This is a genomic window from Pseudomonas kurunegalensis (assembly GCF_030291635.1).
Taxonomy (GTDB): Bacteria; Pseudomonadota; Gammaproteobacteria; order Pseudomonadales; family Pseudomonadaceae; genus Aquipseudomonas; species Aquipseudomonas monteilii.
This window is the reverse complement of sequence record NZ_CP127871.1, coordinates 371,889-395,210: the sequence shown is the minus strand read 5'-3', so window position 1 is coordinate 395,210 and position 23,322 is coordinate 371,889. Positions and strand designations below refer to the sequence as shown.

19 protein-coding genes and 2 pseudogenes are annotated in these 23,322 nt (G+C 61.2%); 6 read left to right on the top strand and 15 right to left on the bottom strand.

The genetic code is table 11. The features are described 5' to 3' along the window. Nucleotides 1–70: 70 nt before the first annotated feature. A complete protein-coding gene (gene yihG / locus QQ992_RS01625; protein ID WP_286112036.1) occupies nucleotides 71–958 on the top strand; it encodes a 1-acylglycerol-3-phosphate O-acyltransferase, YihG family in 888 nt (295 codons plus the stop codon). A gap of 122 nt (nucleotides 959–1,080) precedes the next feature. Here yihG and QQ992_RS01620 read toward each other — a convergent pair whose 3' ends face one another. Further along, nucleotides 1,081–1,662 carry a DUF2780 domain-containing protein gene (locus QQ992_RS01620; protein WP_286112035.1) on the bottom strand — a complete coding sequence of 194 codons (582 nt, stop codon included), beginning with the start codon at nucleotides 1,660–1,662 and terminating at the stop codon, nucleotides 1,081–1,083. Between the two features lie 224 nt (nucleotides 1,663–1,886). On the opposite strand from QQ992_RS01620, the gene QQ992_RS01615 reads away from it, so the two are divergent. Continuing rightward, on the top strand, nucleotides 1,887–2,852 hold the full coding sequence (locus tag QQ992_RS01615; RefSeq protein ID WP_286112034.1) for an RHS repeat-associated core domain-containing protein: 966 nt from the start codon (nucleotides 1,887–1,889) through the stop codon (nucleotides 2,850–2,852). Between the two features lie 101 nt (nucleotides 2,853–2,953). Here QQ992_RS01615 and fdhA read toward each other — a convergent pair whose 3' ends face one another. The 7 genes from fdhA to QQ992_RS01580 all read right to left on the bottom strand — a co-directional run bounded on the left by fdhA (nucleotide 2,954) and on the right by QQ992_RS01580 (nucleotide 11,888). Then, nucleotides 2,954–4,153 carry a formaldehyde dehydrogenase, glutathione-independent gene (gene fdhA, locus QQ992_RS01610; RefSeq protein WP_012270123.1) on the bottom strand — a complete coding sequence of 400 codons (1,200 nt, stop codon included), beginning with the start codon at nucleotides 4,151–4,153 and terminating at the stop codon, nucleotides 2,954–2,956. Nucleotides 4,154–4,427: 274 nt separating this feature from the next. Continuing rightward, entirely contained in the window at nucleotides 4,428–5,285 is an 858-nt protein-coding gene (gene purU, locus QQ992_RS01605) for a formyltetrahydrofolate deformylase (protein ID WP_286112033.1), read from the bottom strand. A gap of 12 nt (nucleotides 5,286–5,297) precedes the next feature. Further along, nucleotides 5,298–5,930: a sarcosine oxidase subunit gamma gene (locus tag QQ992_RS01600; protein WP_286112032.1), complete on the bottom strand. Its 633-nt coding sequence runs from the start codon at nucleotides 5,928–5,930 to the stop codon at nucleotides 5,298–5,300. 77 nt (nucleotides 5,931–6,007) lie between these two features. Next, nucleotides 6,008–9,022: a sarcosine oxidase subunit alpha gene (locus QQ992_RS01595; RefSeq protein WP_105947337.1), complete on the bottom strand. Its 3,015-nt coding sequence runs from the start codon at nucleotides 9,020–9,022 to the stop codon at nucleotides 6,008–6,010. Then, nucleotides 9,019–9,354, bottom strand: coding sequence for a sarcosine oxidase subunit delta (locus tag QQ992_RS01590; RefSeq protein WP_012270119.1), 336 nt, complete (start codon nucleotides 9,352–9,354; stop codon nucleotides 9,019–9,021). Before QQ992_RS01590 ends, QQ992_RS01595 begins: the two co-directional genes overlap by 4 nt. 14 nt (nucleotides 9,355–9,368) lie before the next feature. Next, nucleotides 9,369–10,619: a sarcosine oxidase subunit beta family protein gene (locus QQ992_RS01585; protein ID WP_003255680.1), complete on the bottom strand. Its 1,251-nt coding sequence runs from the start codon at nucleotides 10,617–10,619 to the stop codon at nucleotides 9,369–9,371. 15 nt (nucleotides 10,620–10,634) lie between these two features. Then, entirely contained in the window at nucleotides 10,635–11,888 is a 1,254-nt protein-coding gene (locus tag QQ992_RS01580; RefSeq protein WP_003255681.1) for a serine hydroxymethyltransferase, read from the bottom strand. Between the two features lie 338 nt (nucleotides 11,889–12,226). Between QQ992_RS01580 and QQ992_RS01575 the strand changes: the two genes are divergently transcribed. Next, on the top strand, nucleotides 12,227–13,267 hold the full coding sequence (locus QQ992_RS01575; protein ID WP_286112031.1) for a threonine aldolase family protein: 1,041 nt from the start codon (nucleotides 12,227–12,229) through the stop codon (nucleotides 13,265–13,267). A 137-nt stretch (nucleotides 13,268–13,404) separates the two neighbouring features. On the opposite strand, the gene QQ992_RS28015 is transcribed toward QQ992_RS01575, so the two are convergent. From QQ992_RS28015 to QQ992_RS01560, 4 genes and pseudogenes are all read right to left on the bottom strand, one after another. Further along, nucleotides 13,405–14,109, bottom strand: a complete 705-nt coding sequence (locus QQ992_RS28015; RefSeq protein ID WP_433963113.1) for a methyl-accepting chemotaxis protein — start codon at nucleotides 14,107–14,109, stop codon at nucleotides 13,405–13,407. A gap of 207 nt (nucleotides 14,110–14,316) precedes the next feature. Beyond that, a pseudogene (locus tag QQ992_RS28010) lies at nucleotides 14,317–15,159 on the bottom strand (PDC sensor domain-containing protein); the annotation flags it as partial. Nucleotides 15,160–15,560: 401 nt separating this feature from the next. Then, nucleotides 15,561–15,863: a cell division protein ZapA gene (locus QQ992_RS01565; protein WP_286112029.1), complete on the bottom strand. Its 303-nt coding sequence runs from the start codon at nucleotides 15,861–15,863 to the stop codon at nucleotides 15,561–15,563. Continuing rightward, nucleotides 15,860–16,087, bottom strand: coding sequence for a hypothetical protein (locus tag QQ992_RS01560; protein ID WP_016714521.1), 228 nt, complete (start codon nucleotides 16,085–16,087; stop codon nucleotides 15,860–15,862). The genes QQ992_RS01565 and QQ992_RS01560 overlap by 4 nt, the downstream gene beginning before the upstream one ends. Before the next feature lie 223 nt (nucleotides 16,088–16,310). Between QQ992_RS01560 and QQ992_RS28005 the strand changes: the two are divergent. Further along, nucleotides 16,311–17,087 (top strand): annotated as a pseudogene (locus tag QQ992_RS28005) (MCP four helix bundle domain-containing protein); the annotation flags it as partial. A gap of 30 nt (nucleotides 17,088–17,117) precedes the next feature. After that, complete coding sequence (locus QQ992_RS28000; protein WP_404943662.1) at nucleotides 17,118–17,990, top strand: methyl-accepting chemotaxis protein; 873 nt, start codon at nucleotides 17,118–17,120, stop codon at nucleotides 17,988–17,990. Nucleotides 17,991–18,137: 147 nt separating this feature from the next. Here QQ992_RS28000 and gbcB read toward each other — a convergent pair whose 3' ends face one another. Continuing rightward, complete coding sequence (gene gbcB, locus QQ992_RS01550; RefSeq protein WP_105947343.1) at nucleotides 18,138–19,238, bottom strand: glycine betaine monooxygenase reductase subunit; 1,101 nt, start codon at nucleotides 19,236–19,238, stop codon at nucleotides 18,138–18,140. A gap of 307 nt (nucleotides 19,239–19,545) precedes the next feature. On the opposite strand from gbcB, the gene gbca reads away from it, so the two are divergent. After that, nucleotides 19,546–20,838 carry a glycine betaine monooxygenase oxygenase subunit gene (gene gbca / locus QQ992_RS01545; RefSeq protein ID WP_012270112.1) on the top strand — a complete coding sequence of 431 codons (1,293 nt, stop codon included), beginning with the start codon at nucleotides 19,546–19,548 and terminating at the stop codon, nucleotides 20,836–20,838. A 48-nt stretch (nucleotides 20,839–20,886) separates the two neighbouring features. Here the strand turns inward: gbca and QQ992_RS01540 are convergent, their stop codons facing one another. Then, nucleotides 20,887–21,798 carry an RHS repeat-associated core domain-containing protein gene (locus QQ992_RS01540; RefSeq protein WP_286112027.1) on the bottom strand — a complete coding sequence of 304 codons (912 nt, stop codon included), beginning with the start codon at nucleotides 21,796–21,798 and terminating at the stop codon, nucleotides 20,887–20,889. A 743-nt stretch (nucleotides 21,799–22,541) separates the two neighbouring features. After that, complete coding sequence (gene etfB / locus QQ992_RS01535; RefSeq protein ID WP_119368552.1) at nucleotides 22,542–23,312, bottom strand: electron transfer flavoprotein subunit beta; 771 nt, start codon at nucleotides 23,310–23,312, stop codon at nucleotides 22,542–22,544. Between the last annotated feature and the right edge of the window lie 10 nt (nucleotides 23,313–23,322).

The window sequence follows — 23,322 nt, the reverse complement described above, 5'->3', positions numbered from 1 at the left end:
GACATTTGGCGTAGGCCACGGCGCTGCTTATCATTGCCAACCGTTTATCTCCCACAACAAGAGTCTCTTTATGCGTCGCCTGCTGACCGGCATTCTCACTACCACCCTGCTGCTGCTCAATACCGTGGTGTTGATCTGCCCGCTGCTGGTCTTCGCCCTGCTCAAACTGGTGTTGCCGGGCCGTGGCCGCGACTATACCTCGTGGGCGGTGATGTGGGTGGCCGAAACCTGGTCGGAAATCGACAAGGCCATCTTCGCCTTGTGCATTCCTACCCAATGGGACATTCGCGGCGTCGAGAACCTGCGCAAAGACACCTCGTACCTGGCCGTGAGCAACCACCAGACCTGGGTCGACATCCCCGCGCTGATCGAAAGCCTCAACCGCCGTACGCCGTTCTTCAAGTTTTTCCTGAAGAAAGAGCTGATCTGGGTACCGCTGCTGGGCCTGGCCTGGTGGGGGCTGGATTACCCGTTCATGAAGCGCTACAGCAAGGCCTTTCTGGAGAAGCACCCAGAGCTCAAGGGCAAGGACCTGGAAATCACCAAGGCCGCCTGCGAGCTGTTCAAGCGCCAGCCGGTGACCGTGGTGAACTACCTGGAAGGCACCCGGTTTACCGAGGCCAAGCGGCTGGAACAGCAGTCGCCGTATCGCTACCTGCTCAAGCCCAAAGCGGGTGGCGTGGCGTTTGTGCTGGCAGCGTTGGGTGAGCAGCTGGATGCGCTGCTGGACGTGACCATCGTGTACCCGGGCAACAAGGCACCGGGGTTCTGGGATTTGCTCAATGGCAGCATTAGCCGGGTGATTATCGATATTCAGGTGCGTGAGCTGGATCCGGCGTTGTGGGCGGGGGATTACGAGAATGATCCTGAGTTTCGACAGACGGTGCAGGCCTGGGTGAATCAGCTTTGGGTGGAGAAGGACCAGCGGATTGAGCAACTGCGGGCCGAGATGGGATGACCTGTAATGGCCCTATCGCCGGCAAGCCAGCTCCCACAGGAGCTGCATAGGGCTCAGGCCTGTGAGCGTCCTGTGAGAGCTGGATTGCCGGCGATAGGGCCTGCTCTGGCGCTACAAGAACCTCAGACGGACGGCTGAACCAACGGCGCTGGCGTTGTCCACAGGCTACCCAGGTTCTGCAGCAACGACCCGGCAATCCCCTGCTGCCCCAGGTACTGCAGAATCAACGGCGCAAATTGCCCGATCATCCCGGTATCCATGCCCAGCGCCTTGAACGCGGTGTCCAGGTCGCTACGGTTTTCCACATTGCTGCCCAGCGCATTGCTTAAAGCGGACTGGCTTTCGCTGTTCTTGCCCAACAACTCGCCCAACCCGCTCAAACCACCCAGCGCATTGGCACCGGCCAGCAGGTCCAGCCCCGGTACGGCCTTGGTCAGTTGGCCATAGTCCTCGCTGCTCAGGTTATTGCGCGCCAGCCCCAGCATCGCCCCTGCCCCACCCACGGCCTGTTCGGGGGTGATCTTGAGTTCGCTGCCCAAGGTATTGAGCAAATTGGCCTGCGCCTCGGGCGCCTGTACCTGGCCTTGCGGGTTCTGATGCTGGTTTTGCATGGCCGACACGGCGTTGGCGGCGTCGCTGAGGTTGAAGGCGAACACCGGGCTTGCGGCCAGGGTCATCAGGGTTGCCAGGGTGAATGCTTTCATCGGGAGGGACCTCGTGGGCCGGGATGGCCTGGGAAACGAGGCATTCGACTGGTGGATTGGGAGTTTGTTCCTGACCAACTGCCAGAATCAAAAATGGAGGCCAACTCTCTTTTAGGTCAATTTTGAACTAGCAGTTTTACTAGTTGCGAAAAATCCCGAGTAGCTCAAAGCTCAAAGCCTCTCCACCCTAATTTTAAACGCGTGAGCCAACAAAGGAACATCTCATGACTCTCAACAGTAAACGTTTGTTTTTCCTTCAAAACAACACAATTACGACCATCATTGACGGCGACACCAAAACTTCCATTTTTCGAAACGACCATAATCCAATAACAGAAATAACAAGCAGCCCCACAATCAACGCAGCAGTTGTTCTATCGACAGATGCCTTGGGCTCACCCGTTACTATCATTCGCAACAAAATCAATTCTGTCAAAAATTTCTCACCCTACGGACACATCAAATCCAAACATCCAGCTCTTTCTTTCACTGGTTTTACTGGAGAGTTAACCTTAGATAATGAGACCTATTTGCTTGGTAGCTATCGCACATATAACCCTGCACTAATGCGATTCCACTCTCCAGACAGCCTCAGCCCTTTCTCGATTGGCAGTATAAACTGCTATAGCTACTGCAGCGGTGACCCGATAAACAACACCGACCCCACTGGGCACATGACGAACCCATTCAGACATGTTAGAAAGCTGTTCTCAAAAAATAAAATAAAACCGTCAGGCAGCGCCCTAAGCAAATCCTTAACAGATTTAAAGCAACCCTCCGAGTACTCTAGCCCTAGTGGCTTCAATCCAAACTTTGAAGGTACAGGAAAAATCATCGATCCGTCGCGCGCCAGCATGAAAAGAGCTAAAAGCATTCACAACATTGACACCACAGCTACAGCTCCAACCTTAGAAGATTTAGCCAAGCATGAACCTTCAGCCCCTCTTCCAGTAAACAAAATAACGGGGGATAATGCAGAGTACTTGAATGTTCTTGAACAACTCGCAACAAAAAATTACTCTATAGCGAGAGGACCAAAACCCTCTGACCTCTCCAAAACAGAACACCGTAACCTACAAAAAAACGCTTTCAGATTTGGTGATATGTACGCAGAAGAAATTACAAACCTCTTATTCAAGGAAGGCTATACACCGTTCCCAGAGAACGTACAGAAGGTACTCAGGCGTTAAATTCAAGAGCAAACTGTGAGCATAAGACTTATCGACCGCAATGAAACAGTTTATGCTACGAAAGCCCCTCGAATTGAGGGGCTCCTTTCAATCCACGTTTATTACGCCGCACCCCACATCTTGTGCGGGTCTATCACAAACTTCTTCGGCACACCCGCATCAAACTCGCCATACCCTTCCGGCGCCTGATCCAGGTTGATCACCTGCACGCCCACAACCTCAGCGATGTTGATCCGGTCCCACATGATCGCCTGCATCAGCTGGCGGTTGTACTTCATGGTCGGGGTCTGGCCGGTGTGGAAGCTGTGCGACTTCGCCCAGCCCAGGCCAAAGCGAATGCTCAGCGCGCCGATCTTGGCGGCAGCATCCACCGCACCCGGGTCTTCGGTCACGTACAGGCCCGGGATACCGATGCTGCCGGCTACACGGGTGACCTGCATCAGCGAGTTCAGCACGGTGGCCGGAGCTTCATGCTTGGCACCTTCATGGCCATGGCCACGGGCCTCGAAGCCCACAGCGTCAACGGCGCAGTCCACTTCAGGCTCGCCAAGGATATCGACGATCTGCTCGTGCAGTGGGGTGTCCTTGGACAGGTCGACCACTTCGAAGCCTTGCGACTTGGCGTGGGCCAGGCGGGCCGGGTTGAGGTCGCCAACGATCACGCAGGCAGCACCCAGCAGACGGGCTGAGGCAGCCGCGGCCAGGCCGACCGGGCCAGCGCCCGCGACGTAAACGGTGCTACCTGGGCCTACGCCGGCAGTGACGGCACCGTGGTAGCCAGTGGGCAGAATGTCGGACAGGCAAGTCAGGTCACGGATCTTTTCCATGGCCTTGTCGCGCTCAGGCAGTTTCAGCAGGTTGAAGTCGGCGTACGGCACCAGCACGTACTCGGCCTGGCCACCGGTCCAGTCGCCCATGTCGACGTAGCCGTAGGCACCGCCGGCGCGGGCCGGGTTGACGGTGAGGCACACGCCGGTGTGCATCTCTTTGCAGGAGCGGCAGCGGCCGCAGGCGACGTTGAACGGTACCGACACCAGGTCACCGATCTGCATGCGCTCGACGTCGCTGCCCTTCTCGACGATTTCACCGGTGATTTCGTGGCCCAGAACCAGGCCGACCTGGGCAGTGGTGCGGCCGCGGACCATGTGCTGGTCGGAGCCGCAGATGTTGGTGGAGACCACCTTCAGGATCACGCCGTGCTCGATCTTCTTGCCGCGCGGGTCCTGCATTTTCGGGTAGTCGATCTTCTGCACCTCGACCTTGCCGGCGCCGAGATATACCACTCCACGATTGCCAGACATGCTCTTACCTCGCTTGATTTGTATTTATGCAGCGGTGGTTGAACGCGCCGCCATCCATGGGCGGCATGTGTTTCTGGAATGCAGGGAATTGTGGGCCTGATGGGGCGAGATGCACTGACTGAAAACGACAGAGGGATGCCTTTTTACGGCAGACCAAAAGCTGGGGCCGCTTTGCGGCCCTATCGCGACACAAGGCCGCTCCTACAGGGGAACGCGATCGCCTGTAGGAGCGGCCTTGTGTCGCGATAGGGCTGCGCAGCAGCCCCAGAATTGTTCAGAGAACGACCGTCCGATTGGCGTTAAGGAACACCCGCCGCTCAATGTGATACCCCACGGCCCGCGCCAGGGTCAGGCATTCGATATCGCGCCCTTTGGCAATCAGGTCTTCCGGGTAATGACTGTGGTCCACCACTTCAACGCCCTGGGCAATGATCGGCCCTTCGTCCAGGTCGTTGTTGATGTAATGCGCAGTCGCGCCGACCATCTTCACGCCCTTGTTGTACGCCTGGTGATAAGGCTTGGCGCCTTTGAACCCTGGCAACAACGAGTGGTGAATGTTGATCGCCCAGCCATCCAGGCGCCTGCACAACTCAGGCGACAGCACCTGCATATAACGGGCGAGGATGACCAGCTCGGCGCCAGTCTCCTCGATCACCTGCAGCACCTTGCGCTCTTGCTCAGGCTTGTCCTTGGGGTCGAGGGCGAAGTGGTAGTAAGGAATTTTGTGCCACTGGGCCAGCGGTTCGAGGTCGGGATGGTTGGACACCACCGCGACCACGTCCATGCCCAACTGGCCAATGCGCTGGCGATACAGCAGGTCGTTCAGGCAATGGTCGGCCTTGGACACCATGATCACCACCTTGGGGCGGTGATTCGGGGCGGTCAGCTCGAACGCCATGCCGAACGCTTCGCTGCGCTCGGCAAGGCCGGCCCGGAAGCCCGCCTCGTCGAAATCATCCGGCTGGCGGAACTCCACGCGAATGAAGAAACGCCCCGACTGCCGGTCATCGAAGGAGTGGTGCTCCGTCACGTAGCAGCGCTGCTCGAAGAGGTAACGCGTCACCACGTCGACGGTGCCGAGCATGCTCGGGCAGTCGGCGGTGAGAATCCAGGTATCCGGTGCCCGACTCATGTTCTGCGCTCCTTAAGCTTCGATGCTCAGGCCGTACTCGGCCGAGGCGTCCTGCAGCCACAGCCACCAGTAGTCGGAGAAGCTGCGGCGAATCACCAGTTCCCAGGTGTCTTCTGCAGTGCGGCGGATCACCAGTTGCGACTTGGCGAACACGGTGCCCACAGCCTTGCCCACCGGGAAGTTGTTCGGGTGAACATCATAGCTGGTGGACTTCATCAGCACTTCGCGCACGTTGGGGCCGCGCAGTTCCAGCAGGCTTTGCCCGCCGCTCACGTTCACCACCTGGATGTGCTGGCCTTCAAGGGCTGCACGCAGCTTTTGCTCGACCGCCAGTTCCTGGCCACCGGGTACGATCAGCAGCCATTCATCCGGGCCGACCCATTGCAGCGACATGTCGTTGTTGGCGACCACGGTCAGGGCCACCGGCAGCTCCAGGCCCAGGGCCTTGTGCACGCCTGCGGCGAATTCCGGGTTGTGGCCGTCGCCACGAATGGTCAGGTGGCCGAGGAACTTGCGTTCACGCAGGGTCACGCCTGCGTTCTTGCGGCCTTTGCCAACCAGGCTGGCCAAGTCGGCGTGGTGCAGTGGCGACTGGGCCTTGGCCTCGGCGCCGGGGTTTTGCTGGAAGACGTTGATAGCGCTCATTTCTTACCTGCCTTGAATTCTTGTTCGTCAGGGCAGCGCAGCACCGGTTTTTGGGCTGCGCCGCTATCCGGGGGCCTTTAGACGTTCTGCCGCTCACCCTTCGGATCGAAGAACACCGAAGACACGATCTCCGCCTCGATCACGCTGCCATCCGCCTGTGGCGAGAACACGCGCTCGCCCATGCGCTTGAGGCCGCCTTTGACCACGCCCATGGCGAACGAGTAGCCCAGGGAGTTGGACGCGTAGCTGGAGGTCACGTGGCCAACCATGTCCATCGGGATCGGCTGTTTCGGGTCGAACACCAGCTGGGCGCCTTCCGGCAGCCATTTGGTCGGGTCGACCGGCTTCAGGCCTACCAGCTGCTTGCGGTTCTCGCGCACGCAGTCTTCGCGGTTCATGCCACGCAGGCCGATCCACGAGAACGGCTTGTTGCGGCCCACGCACCAGCTCATGTTCAGGTCGTCCGGGTTCATCGAACCGTCGGTGTCCTGGCCAACGATGATGAAGCCCTTCTCGGCACGCAGTACGTGCATGGTCTCGGTGCCGTACGGGGTCAGGTTGTACTTCTTGCCGGCCTCGATGATCTGTTCCAGCACGCCCATGGCGTAGTTGGCCTGCACGTTGACTTCGTACGACAGTTCACCGGTGAACGAGATACGGAACACACGGGCTGGCACGCCGCCCACGTTGCCTTCCTTCCAGGTCATGAACGGGAAGGCTTCCTTGTCCATGTCGATGTCGGTCAGCTCGCTCAGCAGCTTGCGGCTGTTGGGGCCGGACAGGGTCATGGTGGCCCAGTGGTCGGTGACCGAAGTGAAGTACACCTTCAGCTCTGGCCATTCGGTCTGGTGGTACAGCTCCATCCACTGCAGTACGCGGGCGGCGCCGCCGGTGGTGGTGGTCATGATGAAGTGGTTGTCGCCAACGCAGGCAGTTACGCCGTCGTCGAAGACCATGCCGTCTTCCTTGCACATCAGGCCGTAGCGGGCCTTGCCCACATCGAGCTTGGTCCAGGCGTTGGTGTAGATGCGGTTGAGGAACTCGCGCGCGTCCGGGCCCTGGATGTCGATCTTGCCCAGGGTGGAGGCGTCCAGCAGGCCCACGCTGTCGCGCACGGCCTTGCATTCACGGGCCACGGCGGCATGGATGTCTTCACCGGCTTTCGGGAAGTACCACGGGCGCTTCCACTGGCCGACGTCTTCGAACTCGGCGCCGTTCTTCACGTGCCAGGCATGCAGGGCGGTGAAGCGCACCGGCTCGAACAGGTGACCACAGTGACGGCCCGCTACCGCGCCGAAGGTAACCGGCGTGTAGTTGGGGCGGAACATGGTGGTGCCCATTTCCGGGATGGTGATGCCGATCGAACGGGCGGCGATGGCCAGGCCGTTGATGTTGCCCAGTTTGCCCTGGTCGGTACCGAAGCCCAGCGCGGTGTAGCGTTTGACGTGCTCGACCGACTCGAAGCCTTCGCGGGTGGCCAGTTCGATACCGGCGGCGGTCACGTCGTTCTGTTGGTCGACGAACTGCTTCGGCCCCTTGGTGCCTTTGTCGTGCGGCACCAGGAACAGCGCCACGGTGGCCTCTTCCTTGCGTGCAACGGTTTTTGGCAGGGTGCCGACGGTTGCCTTGAAGCCTGCTTCGGTGGCTGCGCGTACGCCGCCTTCGAAACCATCGGCAATCACGTCGCCAAGGGCGTAGACGCCATTGATCCCACCCACGCACTCGCGCTTCTGCGGTGCATCGCCTGGCACGAAGCCGAGGATGTCGTCACGCCATACCGGGCGACCGCCCAGGTGCGAGGCCAGGTGAACGATCGGGCTGTAGCCGCCCGAGGACGCGATCAGGTCGCACTCGAGGGTTTCGCCTGGGCTGGTAACTTTGTGCGCCTGCACATCGATGGCGGCCACGCGGGCGCCAGTGACGTGCTTGCTGCCTTTGGCCTCGACCACGGCACTGGAAGTGAGGATGCGAATGCCTTTGGCACGCGCTTCTTCAACCAGCGAACCACGTGGGTTGTGGCGGGCGTCGGCGATGGCGACCACTTGCAGGCCAGCGTCGTGCCAGTCCAGCGCGGCGCGGTAGGCGTGGTCGTTGTTGGTCGACAGCACCAGCTTGCGGCCTGGGGCCACGCCGTAGCGGCGAACGTAGGTAGAAACGGCACCGGCCAGCATGTTGCCCGGCACGTCGTTGTTGCCGTACACCAGCGGGCGCTCGTGGGCGCCGGCAGCCAGTACCACGCGCTTGGCGCGTACACGGTGCACGCGGTGGCGAACCTGGCCGATCGGGGCGCGGTCGCCGAGGTGGTCGGTGAGGCGCTCGTGAATGGTCAGGAAGTTATGGTCGTGGTAGCCGTTGACCGTGGCGCGTGGCAGCAGGGTCACTTCTGGCAGGCCTTCCAGCTCTTTGACCACGGCGTTTACCCAGTCAGCGGCAGGCTTGCCGTCGAGGGTTTCGCGGGTGTCGAGCAGGCTGCCGCCAAACTCCTCCTGCTCGTCGGCCAGGATCACGCGGGCACCGCTGCGCGCAGCGGCCAGTGCAGCGGCCAGGCCAGCAGGGCCGGCACCGACGATCAGCACGTCGCAGTGCTGGTTCATGTAGTCGTAGCTGTCCGGGTCGTTCTGCAGCGGCGCGCGGCCAAGGCCTGCGGCTTTGCGGATGTACTTCTCGTACGTCATCCAGAACGATTTCGGGTACATGAAGGTTTTGTAGTAGAAGCCCGGCGGCATCATGCTGCCGCCCACCTTGCCAAGGATGCCCATGACGTCGTTGTTGACGTTCGGCCAGCCGTTGGTGCTGGTGGCGACAAGGCCTGCGTACAGCGCCTGCTGGGTGGCACGCACGTTCGGGATCTGGGTGGCTTCGCTGGAGCCGATCTGCAGGATGGCGTTCGGCTCTTCGGTACCCGAGGCGATGATGCCGCGTGGGCGCGAGTACTTGAAGCTGCGGCCAACGATGTCGACGCCGTTGGCCAGCAACGCGGCGGCCAGGCTGTCACCGGCATAACCCTGGTAGGTCTTGCCGTTGAAGCTGAAGTTCAGGACCTTGCTGCGGTCGATACGGCCGCCGCTGGCGAGGCGATAGGTCTGGCTCATACTTTTTCCCCTTGGCCTTTGACGGTCGACGGTGCGTTTGCAGCTTTACCGTTGGCGGTCACTTGCGGCTTCTCGCCAATCTTGTAGGTTTCCAGAATCTCGTAGGTCACGGTGTCGCGGGTGACGTTGAAGTACTGGCGGCAGCCGGCAACGTGGTCCCACAGTTCATGGTGAATCCCGCGTGGGTTGTCACGGTAGAACATGTAGGTGCCCCACTCCTCGTCGGAGCAGGCGTTAGGGTCCAGCGGGCGGGCGATGTGCGCCTGGCCAGAGGCGTGGAACTCTTCTTCGGAGCGCAGCTCGCCGCAGTGGGGACAGAAAATATGCAACATGACGGTGTCTCCGGTTAGTGGGCGACGGCGGCGGCGCCGTGTTCGTCGATCAGTGCGCCGTTGTAGAAACGGTCCATGGAGAACGGCGCGGCCAGTGGGTGCATTTCGCCCTTGGCCAGGCTTGCGGCGAAGACGTTGCCCGAACCCGGGGTCGCCTTGAAGCCGCCAGTACCCCAACCGCAGTTGAAGAACATGTTCTTGACCGGGGTCTTGGTGATGATCGGGCAGGCGTCCGGCGAGGTATCGACGATGCCGCCCCACTGGCGGTTCATGCGAACGCGCGACAGGTTGGGGAACATTTCGACGATGGCCTGCAGGGTGTGCTCGATCACCGGGTACGAACCGCGCTGGCCGTAGCCGACCCAGCCGTCGATACCGGCACCGATCACCAGGTCGCCCTTGTCGGACTGGCTGATGTAGCCGTGTACGGCGTTGGACATGATCACGCTGTCGATGATCGGTTTGATCGGCTCGGAGACCAGGGCTTGCAGCGGGTGCGATTCCAGCGGCAGGCGGAAGCCGGCCAGCTTGGCCATGTGCCCGGAGTTACCGGCGGTGACCACACCAACGCGCTTGGCGCCGATGAAGCCTTTGTTGGTTTCCACACCGATGACCGCGCCGTTTTCCTTGCGGAAGCCAATCACTTCGGTTTGCTGGATCAGGTCAACGCCCAGGGCGTCGGCCGCACGGGCGAAGCCCCAGGCCACGGCGTCGTGACGGGCCACGCCGCCACGGCGCTGCACGGTGGCACCCAGGATCGGGTAGCGGGTGTTCTTGGAGCAGTCCAGGTACGGGATCTCTGCGGCAACCTGGGCGGTGTTCAGCAGCTCGCCATCCACGCCGTTCAGGCGGTTGGCGCTGACGCGGCGCTCGGAGTCACGCATGTCCTGCAGGGTGTGGCACAGGTTGTAGACGCCGCGCTGGGAGAACATGACGTTGTAGTTAAGGTCCTGAGACAGGCCTTCCCACAGCTTCATGGCGTGCTCGTACAGGTGCGCCGACTCGTCCCACAGGTAGTTGGAACGCACGATGGTGGTGTTACGGGCGGTGTTGCCGCCGCCCAGGTAGCCCTTCTCGATCACGGCAACGTTGGTGATGCCATGCTCTTTGGCCAGGTAGTAGGCCGTGGCCAGGCCATGGCCGCCACCGCCAACGATAACCACGTCGTACACCTTTTTAGGGGTGGGCGTGCGCCACATGCGCTGCCAGTTTTCGTGGTGGCTGAGGGAGTGTTTGAAAAGGCCGAAGCCCGAGTAGCGTTGCATGGTCGTTTACTCCACTCAGCGGTAAACAGGGAAGTCGGCGCACAGGGCAGCGACGTTCTTCGCCACATCGGCTTCGACGTCGGCGTCACCGAGGTTGTCGAGGATGTCGCAGATCCAGCCGGCCAGGGCCACACACTGGGCAACCTTGAAGCCACGGGTGGTGACGGCCGGGGTACCGATGCGCAGGCCCGAGGTGACGAACGGCGACTGCGGGTCGTTCGGCACGGCGTTCTTGTTGACGGTGATGTGCGCGCGGCCCAGGGCGGCGTCAGCATCTTTACCCGTCAGGCCCTGGCGGATCAGGCTGACCAGGAACAGGTGGTTATCGGTGCCACCGGACACCACGTCGTAGCCACGGTCGATGAACACCTGGGCCATGGCCTGGGCGTTTTCGATCACTTGTTGCTGGTAGGCCTTGAAGCCTGGCTCCAGCGCCTCCTTGAAGCACACGGCCTTGGCGGCGATCACGTGCATCAGCGGGCCGCCCTGGGCGCCCGGGAATACGGCGGCGTTCAGCTTTTTCTCGATCTCTTCGTTCGACTTGGCCAGGATCAGGCCGCCACGTGGGCCGCGCAGGGTCTTGTGGGTGGTGGTGGTCACCACGTCAGCGAACGGGATCGGGTTCGGGTACAGGCCAGCAGCAACCAGGCCGGCAACGTGGGCCATGTCGACGAACAGCAGCGCACCGACTTTGTCGGCGATGGCGCGGAAGCGTGGGAAGTCGAGGGTTTTGGAGTAGGCCGAGAAGCCGGCAACGATCATTTTCGGCTTGTGCTCGACGGCCAGGCGCTCGACTTCGTCGTAGTCGATCAGGCCGGTGTTGGTGTCGATGCCGTACTGAACGGCGTTGTACAGTTTGCCCGAGGACGACACTTTAGCGCCGTGGGTCAGGTGGCCGCCGTGGGCCAGGCTCATGCCGAGGATGGTGTCACCGGCCTGCAGCAGGGCCAGGTAGACGGCGCCGTTGGCCGACGAGCCGGAATGCGGCTGGACGTTGGCGTAGTCGGCGCCGAACAGCTGCTTGGCGCGCTCGATGGCCAGGGCTTCTACCTTGTCCACGTGCTCGCAGCCACCGTAGTAGCGCTTGCCCGGGTAGCCTTCGGCGTACTTGTTGGTCAGGCCGCTGCCTTGGGCCTGCATGACGCGCTTGCTGGTGTAGTTCTCCGAGGCGATCAGCTCGATGTGATCTTCCTGGCGCTGTTCTTCGGCATTCATCGCCGCCAGCAGTGCGTCGTCGTAACCCTGGATCTGGTCTTGCTTGCTGAACATCGTGTATCTCCCGGCAGCGATCGTTTTTTGTCGTGGGGCACTGTGGCCCTTTGTGGCGATGTTATGACTGGTCGGGGCGGGTCAGATGCCTGCGCACGCCTTGCAATGGCGCGTTTACGACATTCGGTTTTGTGTTGACCGTACCGGCCTCATCGCGAGCAAGCTCGCTCCTACAAGTGAGGCGTTGCCCTCACGGCCTGCGCTCTCCTGTAGGAGCGGGCTTGCCCGCGATGAGGCCAGCACAGGCAGCCCAAAAACCAGCCTATGCACAGCTTGTATAGGCAACTGCTGAATCGATGGTTTAGAGTGCTGTTCTGCGTCGTTCACAGGACCGTGTCATGACAGATAAGAGCCAACAATTCGCCAGCGACAACTATTCCGGTATCTGCCCCGAAGCCTGGGCAGCAATGGAAAAGGCCAACCACGGCCACGACCGCGCCTACGGCGACGACCAGTGGACCGAGCGCGCCTCGGAATACTTCCGCAACCTGTTCGAAACCGACTGCGAAGTGTTCTTCGCCTTTAACGGCACCGCCGCCAACTCCCTGGCCCTGGCCTCGCTGTGCCAGAGCTACCACAGCGTCATCTGCTCCGAGACCGCGCACGTCGAAACCGACGAATGCGGTGCGCCGGAGTTCTTCTCCAACGGTTCCAAGCTGCTGACGGCGGCCAGCGTCAACGGCAAGCTGACGCCGGAATCCATCCGTGAAGTGGCGCTCAAGCGCCAGGACATCCACTACCCAAAACCACGTGTGGTCACCATCACACAGGCCACCGAAGTAGGCACCGTTTATCGCCCAGATGAGCTCAAAGCGATCAGCGCCACCTGCAAGGAGCTGGGCCTTAACCTGCACATGGACGGCGCGCGCTTTACCAATGCCTGCGCGTTCCTGGGTTGCAGCCCGGCCGAGCTGACCTGGAAGGCCGGTGTAGATGTGCTGTGCTTTGGCGGCACCAAGAACGGCATGGCCGTGGGTGAGGCGATCCTGTTCTTCAACCGCCAGCTGGCCGAAGACTTCGACTACCGCTGCAAGCAGGCCGGGCAACTGGCCTCGAAGATGCGCTTCCTGTCGGCACCGTGGGTGGGCCTGCTGGAAGATGGCGCCTGGTTGCGCCATGGCAATCACGCCAACCATTGCGCGCAGTTGCTGGCCTCGCTGGTGAGTGACTTGCCGGGGGTGGAGCTGATGTTCCCGGTGGAGGCGAACGGCGTGTTCCTGCAGATGCCCGAGCCTGCGATTGAAGCGCTGCGGGGCAAGGGGTGGCGGTTCTATACCTTTATTGGTAGTGGCGGGGCTCGGTTCATGTGCTCGTGGGATACCGAGGAAGAGCGGGTGCGGGAGCTGGCGGCGGATATCCGCGCGATCATTGCTGGCTGAGAGATTGCCGGGAGGGCTTTGCCCTCCTATCGCGACACAAGGCCGCTCCTACAAATGACCGCGTTTCCGGCCTGGGAATGCGGTCATTTGTAGGAGCGGCCTTGTGTCGCGATGGGCCGCAAAGCGGCCCCAGCAATCTAAAGCCTGAACCCGCCCATCTGCCGCGCCAGGTCATCAGCCAACCCTCGCAACGCCCGGCACTCTTCTCGGCACCCCTGCACCTCCGACGCCGTCTCCCGCGCCAGATCGGAAATGCCCTGCACTGTCCGGTTGATTTCCTCAGTCACCGCCGACTGCTCTTCAGTCGCCGTAGCCACCTGATGGTTCATGTCGCTGATGTGCTCCACCTGATCGGTAATCGCCCCCAGCGACGCCCCGGTGCGCTGGCTCGATTCCACGCCACTGCCAGTCGCCTGCTGCCCCGCCTGCATCGAGCTCACCGCCGAACCCGCGCCCTGCTTCAAGCGCTGGATCATCTGCTGCACTTCGTCGGTGGACAGCTGCGTACGCCGGGCCAACGTACGCACCTCATCGGCCACCACAGCAAATCCACGCCCCATCTCCCCTGCCCGTGCGGCCTCGATGGCAGCGTTCAACGCCAGCAAATTGGTTTGTTCAGAAATGCTACGGATTACCGCGAGCACTTCATCGATCGAGGCGACTTCATCGGCCAACTGGCTGACGGCATCAGCGGCCTTGCCGATGTCGCCCGACATACCCTCGATACCACGAATCGAGCGTTGCACCACCTCACGCGCCTGCAAGGCCTCGTCCCGTGCCGACTGCGAGGCCTGCGCCGCATCACCGGCATTGCGGGCTATGTCCTGCACGGTCAGGCCCATCTCGTGTACAGCGGTGGCGACCATCTCAGTCATTTCCTGCTGCCGTCCGGAACGCTCGGCGGTGTTGTCCACCACTTGAGTCACCTGCTCAACCGCCCGATGCAGCCGCTCGGAAGTCTGCAACACCTCGCCAATCAGGCTGCGCTGGCTGTCGAGGAAGCGGTTGAAACCCCGGGCCAGGTCACCCAGTTCGTCCTGGCGTGAATCATCCAGGCGGTGGCTTAGGTCGCCTGCGCCGCTGCCAATCTGCACCAGCGCAGCGGTTACCCGGCTGATAGGCCGCACCAACCCCCTCGCCAGCACCACCACCAGCAGCAGCGAAACCAGGGCCACACCGCCACCGATCAGGCTGGTCAGCCATACCGCCTGATGCATTTGCGCGTAGATTTCCGACTCTGGCACTTCGGCCACCAGGGTCCAGTTGAGGTCGCGCAGGGGCAAGCCAAGCGCCAGGTAGCCTTCGCGGTCGCGACTGAAACGGCTGCTGCGCAGGCCTTCGCCTCCGGTCATGACGACCTTGGCTGCGTCCGCGCCAAGCTGCTCGGCAAGCTGGCGCTTGCCACTGAAGGCAGCGTCCGGATGCACCTGGATCAAGCCATCGTTACGCACCAGAAATACTTTGCCGTGTTCGCCGAAACTGAAGTCGTGAATCAGCTTCGACAGTTCGGTCATGCGCAGGCCCATGCCGGCCACGCCCACCAATTGGCCGTGCTTTTCCACGCGGTAGTCGATGAACAGCGCCAGCTCGCCGGTGGCACCGTCAATGTCGATGTTGATGAACCGCTCGGCGCCGCTGTCGATGTAGCCGTAAAACCATTTGTCCTTGGGGTTGCTGCGGCTGAGGGTGCGATCAAGGCCATTCTCGTTGTAATAGTGGCCGGTTTCGGTCGAGGCAAACAGGGTGGTGAAAGCCTTGTTGCGCTGCTTGGCGGCGGCGAGGTATTCGATGAATTGCGGGGCCTGGGCCGGGTCTTCGCCAGCGGCCAGCCAGTCGCGCAGCAGGGTATTGCCGGCAATGTCTGTAGCAGCTACCAGCGGCTGGCCGAGCATGCGCTCGATGTCGTTGCGGATGGCTTCGATGCTGGCCGGCAGCGCAGTGTCGACCAGGTAGCGATCGGTGAGGCGGTTGAGCGCCACGGTGAAAATGATGACCACCACCAGGATGCTGGCCAGCAGGGCGGCGCCCATGCTGGTGATCAACTGCCACTGGATGCTTTTACGCCAGATACGCATGCCCCTACTCCCCGCACATTATTGCTTTGCGAGAAGTGTATACACTTGCGTATCCAGTTAATCCAGTGACCTGGAACAATGAGTTGGGTCTTGGGGCTGCTTTGCAGCCCATCGCGACACAAGGCCGCTCCTACAGGTGAACGCGAATCCCTGTAGGAGCGGCCTTGCCGGGGCGCCGGACCGGTCGGAAAGGGGCGCGAAGCGCCCCCAGCTATCGATCAGGACTCGGCAATGGTCCGCACGATGGCGTCCACCGTGGCGTCGATCTGCGCCTGGGTACGTGCCAGGGTCTGCTGGTGTTCTTTCTGCAGTTCAACCTGCTTTGAGCACAGGTTAAGGGCAGCCAGCACCAGCAACTTGTCACCGATCAGGGTCGGGTACTGACGCTTGGTCTCGTTCAGGGCGGTGTTGAGCATCCGCACCGCCTGGGCCAGGGTTTCCTCCTGGCCTTCGGGCGCCTTGATCGAATAGTCGATGCCGAGAATCGACACGACATTGACCGGCTGCTCGTGCAATCTCATGCGCCGACGCCAGCGCTGGCGCGATCAACCAGGGCCTGGAGGCGGGCGGCGGTGCTGCCGTTTTTCTCTTCCTGCTCCATCAGCGACAGCTGCAGGGTTTCGTTCTCTTCCTTGGCCTGTGCCAATTGCGTGCCGAGGGTAGCGTTCTGCTCGGTGAGTTGAGCGTTTTTCTGCATCAGGTCGCTGACCAGTTGCTCGATTTGATTCAGGGAAGCTTCCAGCATGGGTCTATCTCAGGTTGTTGCGAGGGGCGCACACGATAAAGAAAAGTGCCGCCCATCGCCATTAAATATCGGATTCATAAGGTGTCGAACCCGCAGATTGACAGGGTAACGGCCCCCTTGTTCCGACCTGCGTCAACCGCCGGTCAGGAAAAGGTTAGCCACCTCACAATTTTCACCGGTCGCACTCAAGACTGGCCAGTCACGACCGATAGCCCGGCAAGTCATGTTTTGTCGCACTGTGCGCACCTTATTTCCCCTTGCCTGGACGCTCCTCTCCATGTCTCTACGCAACATGAATATCGCCCCGCGCGCGCTGCTGGGCTTCGCGCTGATCGGCCTGCTGATGCTTGGCCTTGGTGTCTTCTCGCTGATACAAATGGGCAACATCCGCCAAGCCGGCGTGGCTATCGAACAGGTCAGCGTGCCCAGCATCAAGATCCTCGACGAGCTCACCGCGCTGAACCTGCGCATGCGCACCCTCTCCTACCGCCTGCTGCTCAACCGCGAGCCGGACACCCAGCGCGACACCCTCAACCTGCTGGACCAGCGCAACAGCCAGATCGACCGCGCACGCCAGGCCTACCTGCCAATGATCACCGCCGCCGACGAGCAGGCCGCGTTCGACCAGTACAGCCAGTTGCTCAACCAGTACCGCCAGCTGGAGTCGCGCATGCGCACCCTGAGCCAGGCCGACCGCCTGGACGAGCTGCGCGACCTGCTGAACCGTGACCTGCTGGCCAATTCCGAGCAGATCAACAAGGTCATGGACACCCTGGTGCGCATCAACACCGACCAGACCCGCGCCACCAACGAGAAGGCGGCCAACCAGTACGCTGCGGCTTTTGCGCTGGTGATCGGCCTGCTGGTAGCCGCAACCGTGCTGACCTTCGCCTGCGCCTTCCTGCTGACCCGCAGCATCGTCAAACCGATCGAAGAAGCGCTCAAGAGCGCCGAACAGGTTGCCGACGGTGACCTGACCCACGTCATCCGTGCCGAAGGCACCGACGAAGCCGCCCGCCTGCTACGCGCCATGGCCCGCATGCAGGACAAGCTGCGCGACACCCTGCAGCAGATCGCCGGCTCGGCCACGCAGTTGGCCTCGGCAGCCGAAGAGTTGAACGCCGTCACCGACGAAAGTGCCCGAGGCCTGCAACAGCAGAACAACGAGATTGAACAGGCCGCCACAGCCGTTACTGAAATGACCAGTGCTGTCGAAGAAGTGGCGCGCAATGCCGTGAGCACTTCTGAAGCGTCCAGTGAAGCCAGCCGCTCCACCGGCGACGGTCGTGACCTGGTGATGGAGACCGTGGGTGCCATTGAGCGCATGAGCGGTGATGTGCAAGCCACTGCCAAACTGATTACCCACCTGGCCGAACAGTCGCGCGACATCGGCAAGGTACTCGACGTGATCCGTGGCCTGGCAGATCAGACCAACCTGCTGGCACTGAACGCCGCCATCGAGGCGGCGCGTGCCGGCGAAGCGGGCCGTGGTTTTGCCGTGGTGGCGGACGAAGTGCGTGCACTGGCCCATCGTACCCAACAGTCGACCAGCGAAATCGAGCGCATGATCGGCAGCATCCAGGGCGGTACGGAAGAAGCGGTAGAGTCGATGCGCACCAGCACCGAACGCGCCGAATCCACCCTGAACATCGCCCGTGGTGCGGGCATGGCGCTGGATACCATTGCCGGGGCGGTGGCGCAGATCAACGAGCGTAACCTGGTGATTGCCAGCGCGGCGGAAGAACAGGCGCAGGTGGCGCGGGAAGTGGACCGCAACCTGGTGAACATCAATGACCTGTCGGTGCAGAGTGCTACCGGGGCGCATCAGACCAGTGCGGCGAGTGCCGAATTGTCGCGGTTGGCCGTGGACCTCAATGGCCTGGTAGCCCGATTCCGAACTTGAAAACACTGGGGCCGCTTTGCGGCCCATCGCGACACAAGGCCGCTCCTACAGCTACCGCGCAGTTTCATGGCTTGCGCAGCATCTGTAGGAGCGGCCTTGTGTCGCGATGGGCTGCGAAGCAGCCCCCTGCAATCTCGGATCAGTGGATCAATAATCGATCCGCACATCCCCTTTCGGCACGCTGCAGCACGACAGGATATACCCCTCGGCTTCATCCTCTTCGGTAATGCCGCCGTTGTGTTCCATCTCCACCTCACCGCCCAGCTTGAGCACCTTGCAGGTGCCGCAAATGCCCATGCCGCAGGCTTTCGGGATCATCAAGCCAACCTTGGCCGCCGCCGCATGCACGGTTTCGCCCGGGGCAACGCGGATGCTCTTCTCGCTACCGATGAACTCCACCAGGTTGAGGTCGGAAACGTCCAGCTCCGGTGCATCGGCCGCCTGCTCGGCGTGCTCCACTGCATCGGCCTTGGCCTCGGCCGGCGTCGCACCGAACGATTCCTCGTGGTAGTTCTTCATGTCGAAACCGACCGCTTCGAGCATGCGCTTGACCGCCGTCATGTAAGGCGTCGGGCCGCAGCAGAACACCACGCGGTCCATGTAGTCCGGGGCAATCAGTTCCATCAGGCGCTGGTTCAGGTAACCGCGATACCCCGCCCATGGCTCGCCAAGGCCATGCTTCTCGCAAATGATGTGCAGGCTGAAGTTGGGGATGCGCGAGGCCATCTGTTCCAGCTCGCGGTGGTAGATGATGTCCTTCGGCGAGCGGGCGCTGTGTACGAACACCATGTCGACGTTAGCGTTGGTGTCGTAGAACCAACGTGCCATCGACATGACTGGGGTAATGCCCACGCCGCCCGACAGGTACAACACCTTGCCTGCAGGGAAATCGATGGCGTTGAACAGCCCCACCGGGCCATGCACCGGCAGCTCGGCGCCTTCGTGCATGGTGTCGTGCAGGAAGTTGGACACCAGGCCGCCCGGCACGCGCTTGACGGTGATCGAGAAGCTGTACGGCACCGACGGTGAACTGGAGATGGTGTAGGAACGCATCACCGGCTTGCCTTCGATCTCCAGCTCCAGGGTGACGAACTGCCCGGGTTTGAAGAAGAACATGATCGGCTGATCGGCCATGAAGCAGAAAGTGCGCACGTCCCAGGTCTCCTGGATGACCTTGACGCAGCGCACGATGTGGCGGCCGTTGGCCCAGGTCTGGGTGGTGACCGGATTGAGGAAGGTATCGGACATGTTCATCTCCAGCAGCCGACTATTGGGCTTTTTATGGCTTGGATAATGCGCAAGCCGAGGGCGATGCACATTCCTGCCAGCGACATCGGCGTGCTTATCGCGACCAGCCCCGCGCTACAAGGGCTGTGGCGTCGTTATTCACATCGGCCATGTCGCCCATGGATACGGTTCGCGACGGCTTCGGACGCACACTCCACGGCAAAACAACTAGCCAGCTGTTTAAACAAAGAGCCGTGAGAGCAGCCTTGCGGCAACAACAACGATTAGCCACCTTTTGCCGGCCGCACACGGCCCCGAGGAATACACGATGGACGTCACCGCAACCCTGAGCCTGGGCGATCCACTGGAGCCAGCACGCAAGGCCACCGCCGAGATGCTGCAGACCCGCGAGCGAACCTACTCGCTGCCCCAGCCTTTCTACACCGACGAGCGTCTGTTCCAGATCGACATGCAGGAGATCTTCCAGAAAGAATGGCTGATCGCCGGCATGACTTGCGAAATTCCGGCGAAAGGCAACTACATCACCCTGCAGATCGGCAATAACCCGATCCTGGTGGTGCGTGGCGCCGAAGGTAAGGTGCACGCCTTCCATAACGTCTGCCGCCACCGCGGCTCGCGCCTGTGCGTCAGCGACAAAGGCAAGGTGGCCAAGCTGGTGTGCCACTACCACCAGTGGACCTACGAACTGGACGGCCGCCTGCTGTTCGCCGGCACCGAAATGGGCGCCGACTTCGACATGAAGCAGTACGGCCTGAAGCCGGTGAACGTGAAGGTGGCCGGCGGTTACATCTTCATCAGCCTGGCGGAAAACCCGCCTGCCATCGACGAGTTCCTGGCCACCCTGGAACACTACATGGAACCGTACGACATGGAGAACACCAAGGTGGCGGTGCAAACCACCTTGATGGAAAAGGCCAACTGGAAGCTGGTGCTGGAAAACAACCGCGAGTGCTACCACTGCAGCGGTTCGCACCCGGAGTTGCTGCAAACCCTGCTGGAGTGGGACGACACCAACGACCCGCGCGCCAGCCAGGAATTCAAGGACCACGTGGCCGCCTCGGCCGCCGCCTGGGAAGCCGAGAAAATCCCGTACCTGCACAAGAGCCACGGCCTGCGTAACCGCATCGTGCGCATGCCGCTGCTCAAGGGCACCGTGTCGATGACCATGGACGGCAAGCAGGCCTGCCAGAAGCTGATGGGCCGCATCAAGAACCCGGACCTCGGCTCGATGCGCATCCTGCACCTGCCGCACTCGTGGAACCACTGCATGGGCGACCACATGATCGTGTTCACCGTGTGGCCGATCAGCGCTCAAGAGACCATGGTCACCACCAAGTGGCTGGTGCACAAGGACGCCGTGGAAGGAGTGGACTACGACCCAGAGCGTATGCGCAAGGTGTGGGACGCCACCAACGACCAGGACCGCCGTCTGGCGGAAGAGAACCAGCGTGGGATCAACTCTACCGCGTACCAGCCTGGGCCATACTCGAAGACTTATGAGTTTGGGGTGGTGAACTTCATTGACTGGTACAGCGGGCGGATGCTGAACAACCTGGGGGCTGAGCCGGCGGCGTATTTGAAGGAAGTGCAGGCGCAGTAAGTGACTACCGTGCCTCGCCCGAAAGGGTGAGGCACGGTAGCGCTGGGTTCACCGACCGGTAACTTCGACCTCGCCATTACGCCGCACGACCATCATGCTCGTCAGCGCCTCCCCTTGACCAGGAACGTACCCTCTTGCAAGCGAACTCCCTGGCCCGCCATATAGATAGGTGATGCTGTTAACCACCCTATCTGCGGTCCGCACCAACCACCGTGCGGCGATCCTTCTAACAAAAGGCGGTAAAAGCATCTGCCCCGCGCCTTCAAACGCCACGCCCACACGGTTCATGCCATTGGCTCTGGCAGTTTTGGTCCACGAGCGGAACACCGGATAAGCATTCAGGTTTGTACCACCTGCAACTCCGGCGCTCCCAGCAGCCCCTATCCATACAAGCTGCCCTACGACTGTACCGGCTATAGCAGCTGGAGCGTCGATGAGGCTCCGCGCAATATTCGCACCAGCGCCCATGAGGCCAGCCGCATATCCAAACAACGTGTCCGCTGCCTCTGCTCGCGCAGGTGCATGGGCGACCGGCAGTCCCGCAAACCTTTGAATACGCTGCTCGACCACAGCCGCAGCTCTGCGATTTATTGCTCCGAGTGCCGTCGAAATACTCGAAGCCGCCTGAGTCACTACAGGCAGCCAACCGAAATGCCCCGTGGGGTCAGACTTGTTGATCGGATCACCCGTGCAGTAAACATAGGCATTGATACCGCCCTCACCGAACGGGCTCCACCCATCCGGACCGTGGAAGCGCATGATCGCCGGATTGAACTGACGATACCCATTTCCCAGGTGGTAACACCCCGCTAAGGCATCTCTGTATTCACCACAGAAAGCACTCACCGGCCCACCTTGGATGCTTGCCAGGCCATAAGCCGCATAGGCCCGTTGTACACCTGTCGAATCATTCATGACAGAACGCAACCTATCGGTCGCCAGCAGATGCACGAAGTTCATATGTGCCACTCCCAAGTCTTTGCATCAACGCTAATCGGCTGGAGAGCAAATGGATACTGGCAGAAATAACAGCTAGGCGGAATTGGTTATCCACAGAAGTGATGGCTGCGGCTGTACACAAAGGCTGAGCGATCAAGAATGCCGCTCCATGCTGGACCGGGTGTTTTTTGACCAATCCTCTACAGGCCTCATGTTTAATGGCTCCCAGCCCTCTGCAAACACATTGTCCACAGAGCCACCAACAAATAATGTGGGAAAAACCATCGAGCTGTCTAAAAGCCTGTGGAAAACCCCGGAAGGCCTAATGAGTCAGCGGCTCTAGCTGTTTTCAAGGGCGATTGATTAAAAATCAATCATTTCCCTGAAAGCCAGAGAACTCGTGGCCTGTAGTGATGGGCGAACATGTTATCCACAAACCGGCCAACAGTGATTGTGGGCAATTGCCACGCCTGAGAGTTGCAAGCGGGGCAGGATAGATGATCAAAATTTGATCAATTCTTTGAAGGCGTTGATTTCAAAGGGCTACAGCATTGCGCAAACACTTTGTCCACAGCTTGGCAAACAGATTTGGTGGGCAAAAGCGCTCGGTCGGTTCTGAGTATTGAATGTAAGAGCGGCCTTGTGTCGCGATGGACCGCAGCGCGGCCCCAGGATCTCGACTACGACTCAAGATTGCCGGGGCTGCTGCGCAGCCCATCGCGACACAAGGCCGCTCCCACAGAGAAATCTCCAATCCTCCAGCTTCAGCGCAGCACGCCCTCTTCCACCAGCAGCTTGAGGATGGCCTCGGCACCTTCCTGTGGCGAAACATCCTTCAGTACCTTGCCACCACCGCCACTGGCCTTGGCGGTCGCCGCCTTCATCCGGTCGGCACCGCTCTTGGCCTTGATCACCTTCAAGCGCTTGGGCCGTGGCCGGGCCGGTTGCAGCTCGGCTTCGGCCAACAGGTCGTCCTCGACAATGGTCACGTTACGCGCCGCCAATACACCCCGGCGCGCTGGCCCGAAGGCACTCTGGCGCGGCTTGGGCGCTGCGTTATCCACAGTTGCCAGCAACGGCAGGCGCACTTTCAACCGACGCCGCTGCCCACGTGGCAACGCTTGCAGCACCTGGGCCGTGCCGTTGTCGATCGACTCCACCTCGGCCAAGCCCACAATCAACGGCCAGCCGAGCTTTTCCGCCAGCAGAAACGGCAGCATGCCTGAACCCTCGCCCGTTTCAGCCTGGCTGCCGGTCAGCACCAGCTGCGCCCCGGCATCGCGCAGGTAATCCCCCAGCACGCCCAGCACATCGGCGCCAGCCGGCTGCTCCAGCACGTCCAGGTGGTCAAGGCCCATGCCCAGGTAGGCGCGCAATGCCTCTTCGCGCGGGTCGCCAGCATGCACCACCTGCAAGTTATCCCCAGCCAGTTGCAACCCCAGTTCCACGGCGCGGGCATCCTGCTCGGCGCGGCGAGCGCGACCGGAGCTTGGGTGGGCACCGATGGAAACCAGGCTGATCACTTTCGTACTCATGCTCGTGCCC

What these genes read in the sequence shown, in the direction of transcription:
- QQ992_RS01585 (WP_003255680.1), bottom strand. Translation starts at nt 10,619, where the DNA reads ATGCAACGCTACTCGGGCTTCGGCCTTTTCAAACACTCCCTCAGCCAC.
- fdhA (WP_012270123.1), bottom strand. Translation starts at nt 4,153, where the DNA reads ATGTCTGGCAATCGTGGAGTGGTATATCTCGGCGCCGGCAAGGTCGAG.
- purU (WP_286112033.1), bottom strand. Translation starts at nt 5,285, where the DNA reads ATGAGTCGGGCACCGGATACCTGGATTCTCACCGCCGACTGCCCGAGC.
- etfB (WP_119368552.1), bottom strand. Translation starts at nt 23,312, where the DNA reads ATGAGTACGAAAGTGATCAGCCTGGTTTCCATCGGTGCCCACCCAAGC.
- QQ992_RS01595 (WP_105947337.1), bottom strand. Translation starts at nt 9,022, where the DNA reads ATGAGCCAGACCTATCGCCTCGCCAGCGGCGGCCGTATCGACCGCAGC.
- QQ992_RS01580 (WP_003255681.1), bottom strand. Translation starts at nt 11,888, where the DNA reads ATGTTCAGCAAGCAAGACCAGATCCAGGGTTACGACGACGCACTGCTG.
- gbca (WP_012270112.1), top strand. Translation starts at nt 19,546, where the DNA reads ATGGACGTCACCGCAACCCTGAGCCTGGGCGATCCACTGGAGCCAGCA.
- QQ992_RS01620 (WP_286112035.1), bottom strand. Translation starts at nt 1,662, where the DNA reads ATGAAAGCATTCACCCTGGCAACCCTGATGACCCTGGCCGCAAGCCCG.
- QQ992_RS01540 (WP_286112027.1), bottom strand. Translation starts at nt 21,798, where the DNA reads ATGAACTTCGTGCATCTGCTGGCGACCGATAGGTTGCGTTCTGTCATG.
- QQ992_RS01615 (WP_286112034.1), top strand. Translation starts at nt 1,887, where the DNA reads ATGACTCTCAACAGTAAACGTTTGTTTTTCCTTCAAAACAACACAATT.
- QQ992_RS28015 (WP_433963113.1), bottom strand. Translation starts at nt 14,109, where the DNA reads ATGGGCCTGACCGTGCAGGACATAGCCCGCAATGCCGGTGATGCGGCG.
- QQ992_RS28000 (WP_404943662.1), top strand. Translation starts at nt 17,118, where the DNA reads ATGGCCCGCATGCAGGACAAGCTGCGCGACACCCTGCAGCAGATCGCC.
- QQ992_RS01600 (WP_286112032.1), bottom strand. Translation starts at nt 5,930, where the DNA reads ATGAGCGCTATCAACGTCTTCCAGCAAAACCCCGGCGCCGAGGCCAAG.
- gbcB (WP_105947343.1), bottom strand. Translation starts at nt 19,238, where the DNA reads ATGTCCGATACCTTCCTCAATCCGGTCACCACCCAGACCTGGGCCAAC.
- QQ992_RS01590 (WP_012270119.1), bottom strand. Translation starts at nt 9,354, where the DNA reads ATGTTGCATATTTTCTGTCCCCACTGCGGCGAGCTGCGCTCCGAAGAA.
- QQ992_RS01575 (WP_286112031.1), top strand. Translation starts at nt 12,227, where the DNA reads ATGACAGATAAGAGCCAACAATTCGCCAGCGACAACTATTCCGGTATC.
- QQ992_RS01565 (WP_286112029.1), bottom strand. Translation starts at nt 15,863, where the DNA reads ATGAGATTGCACGAGCAGCCGGTCAATGTCGTGTCGATTCTCGGCATC.
- yihG (WP_286112036.1), top strand. Translation starts at nt 71, where the DNA reads ATGCGTCGCCTGCTGACCGGCATTCTCACTACCACCCTGCTGCTGCTC.
- QQ992_RS01560 (WP_016714521.1), bottom strand. Translation starts at nt 16,087, where the DNA reads ATGCTGGAAGCTTCCCTGAATCAAATCGAGCAACTGGTCAGCGACCTG.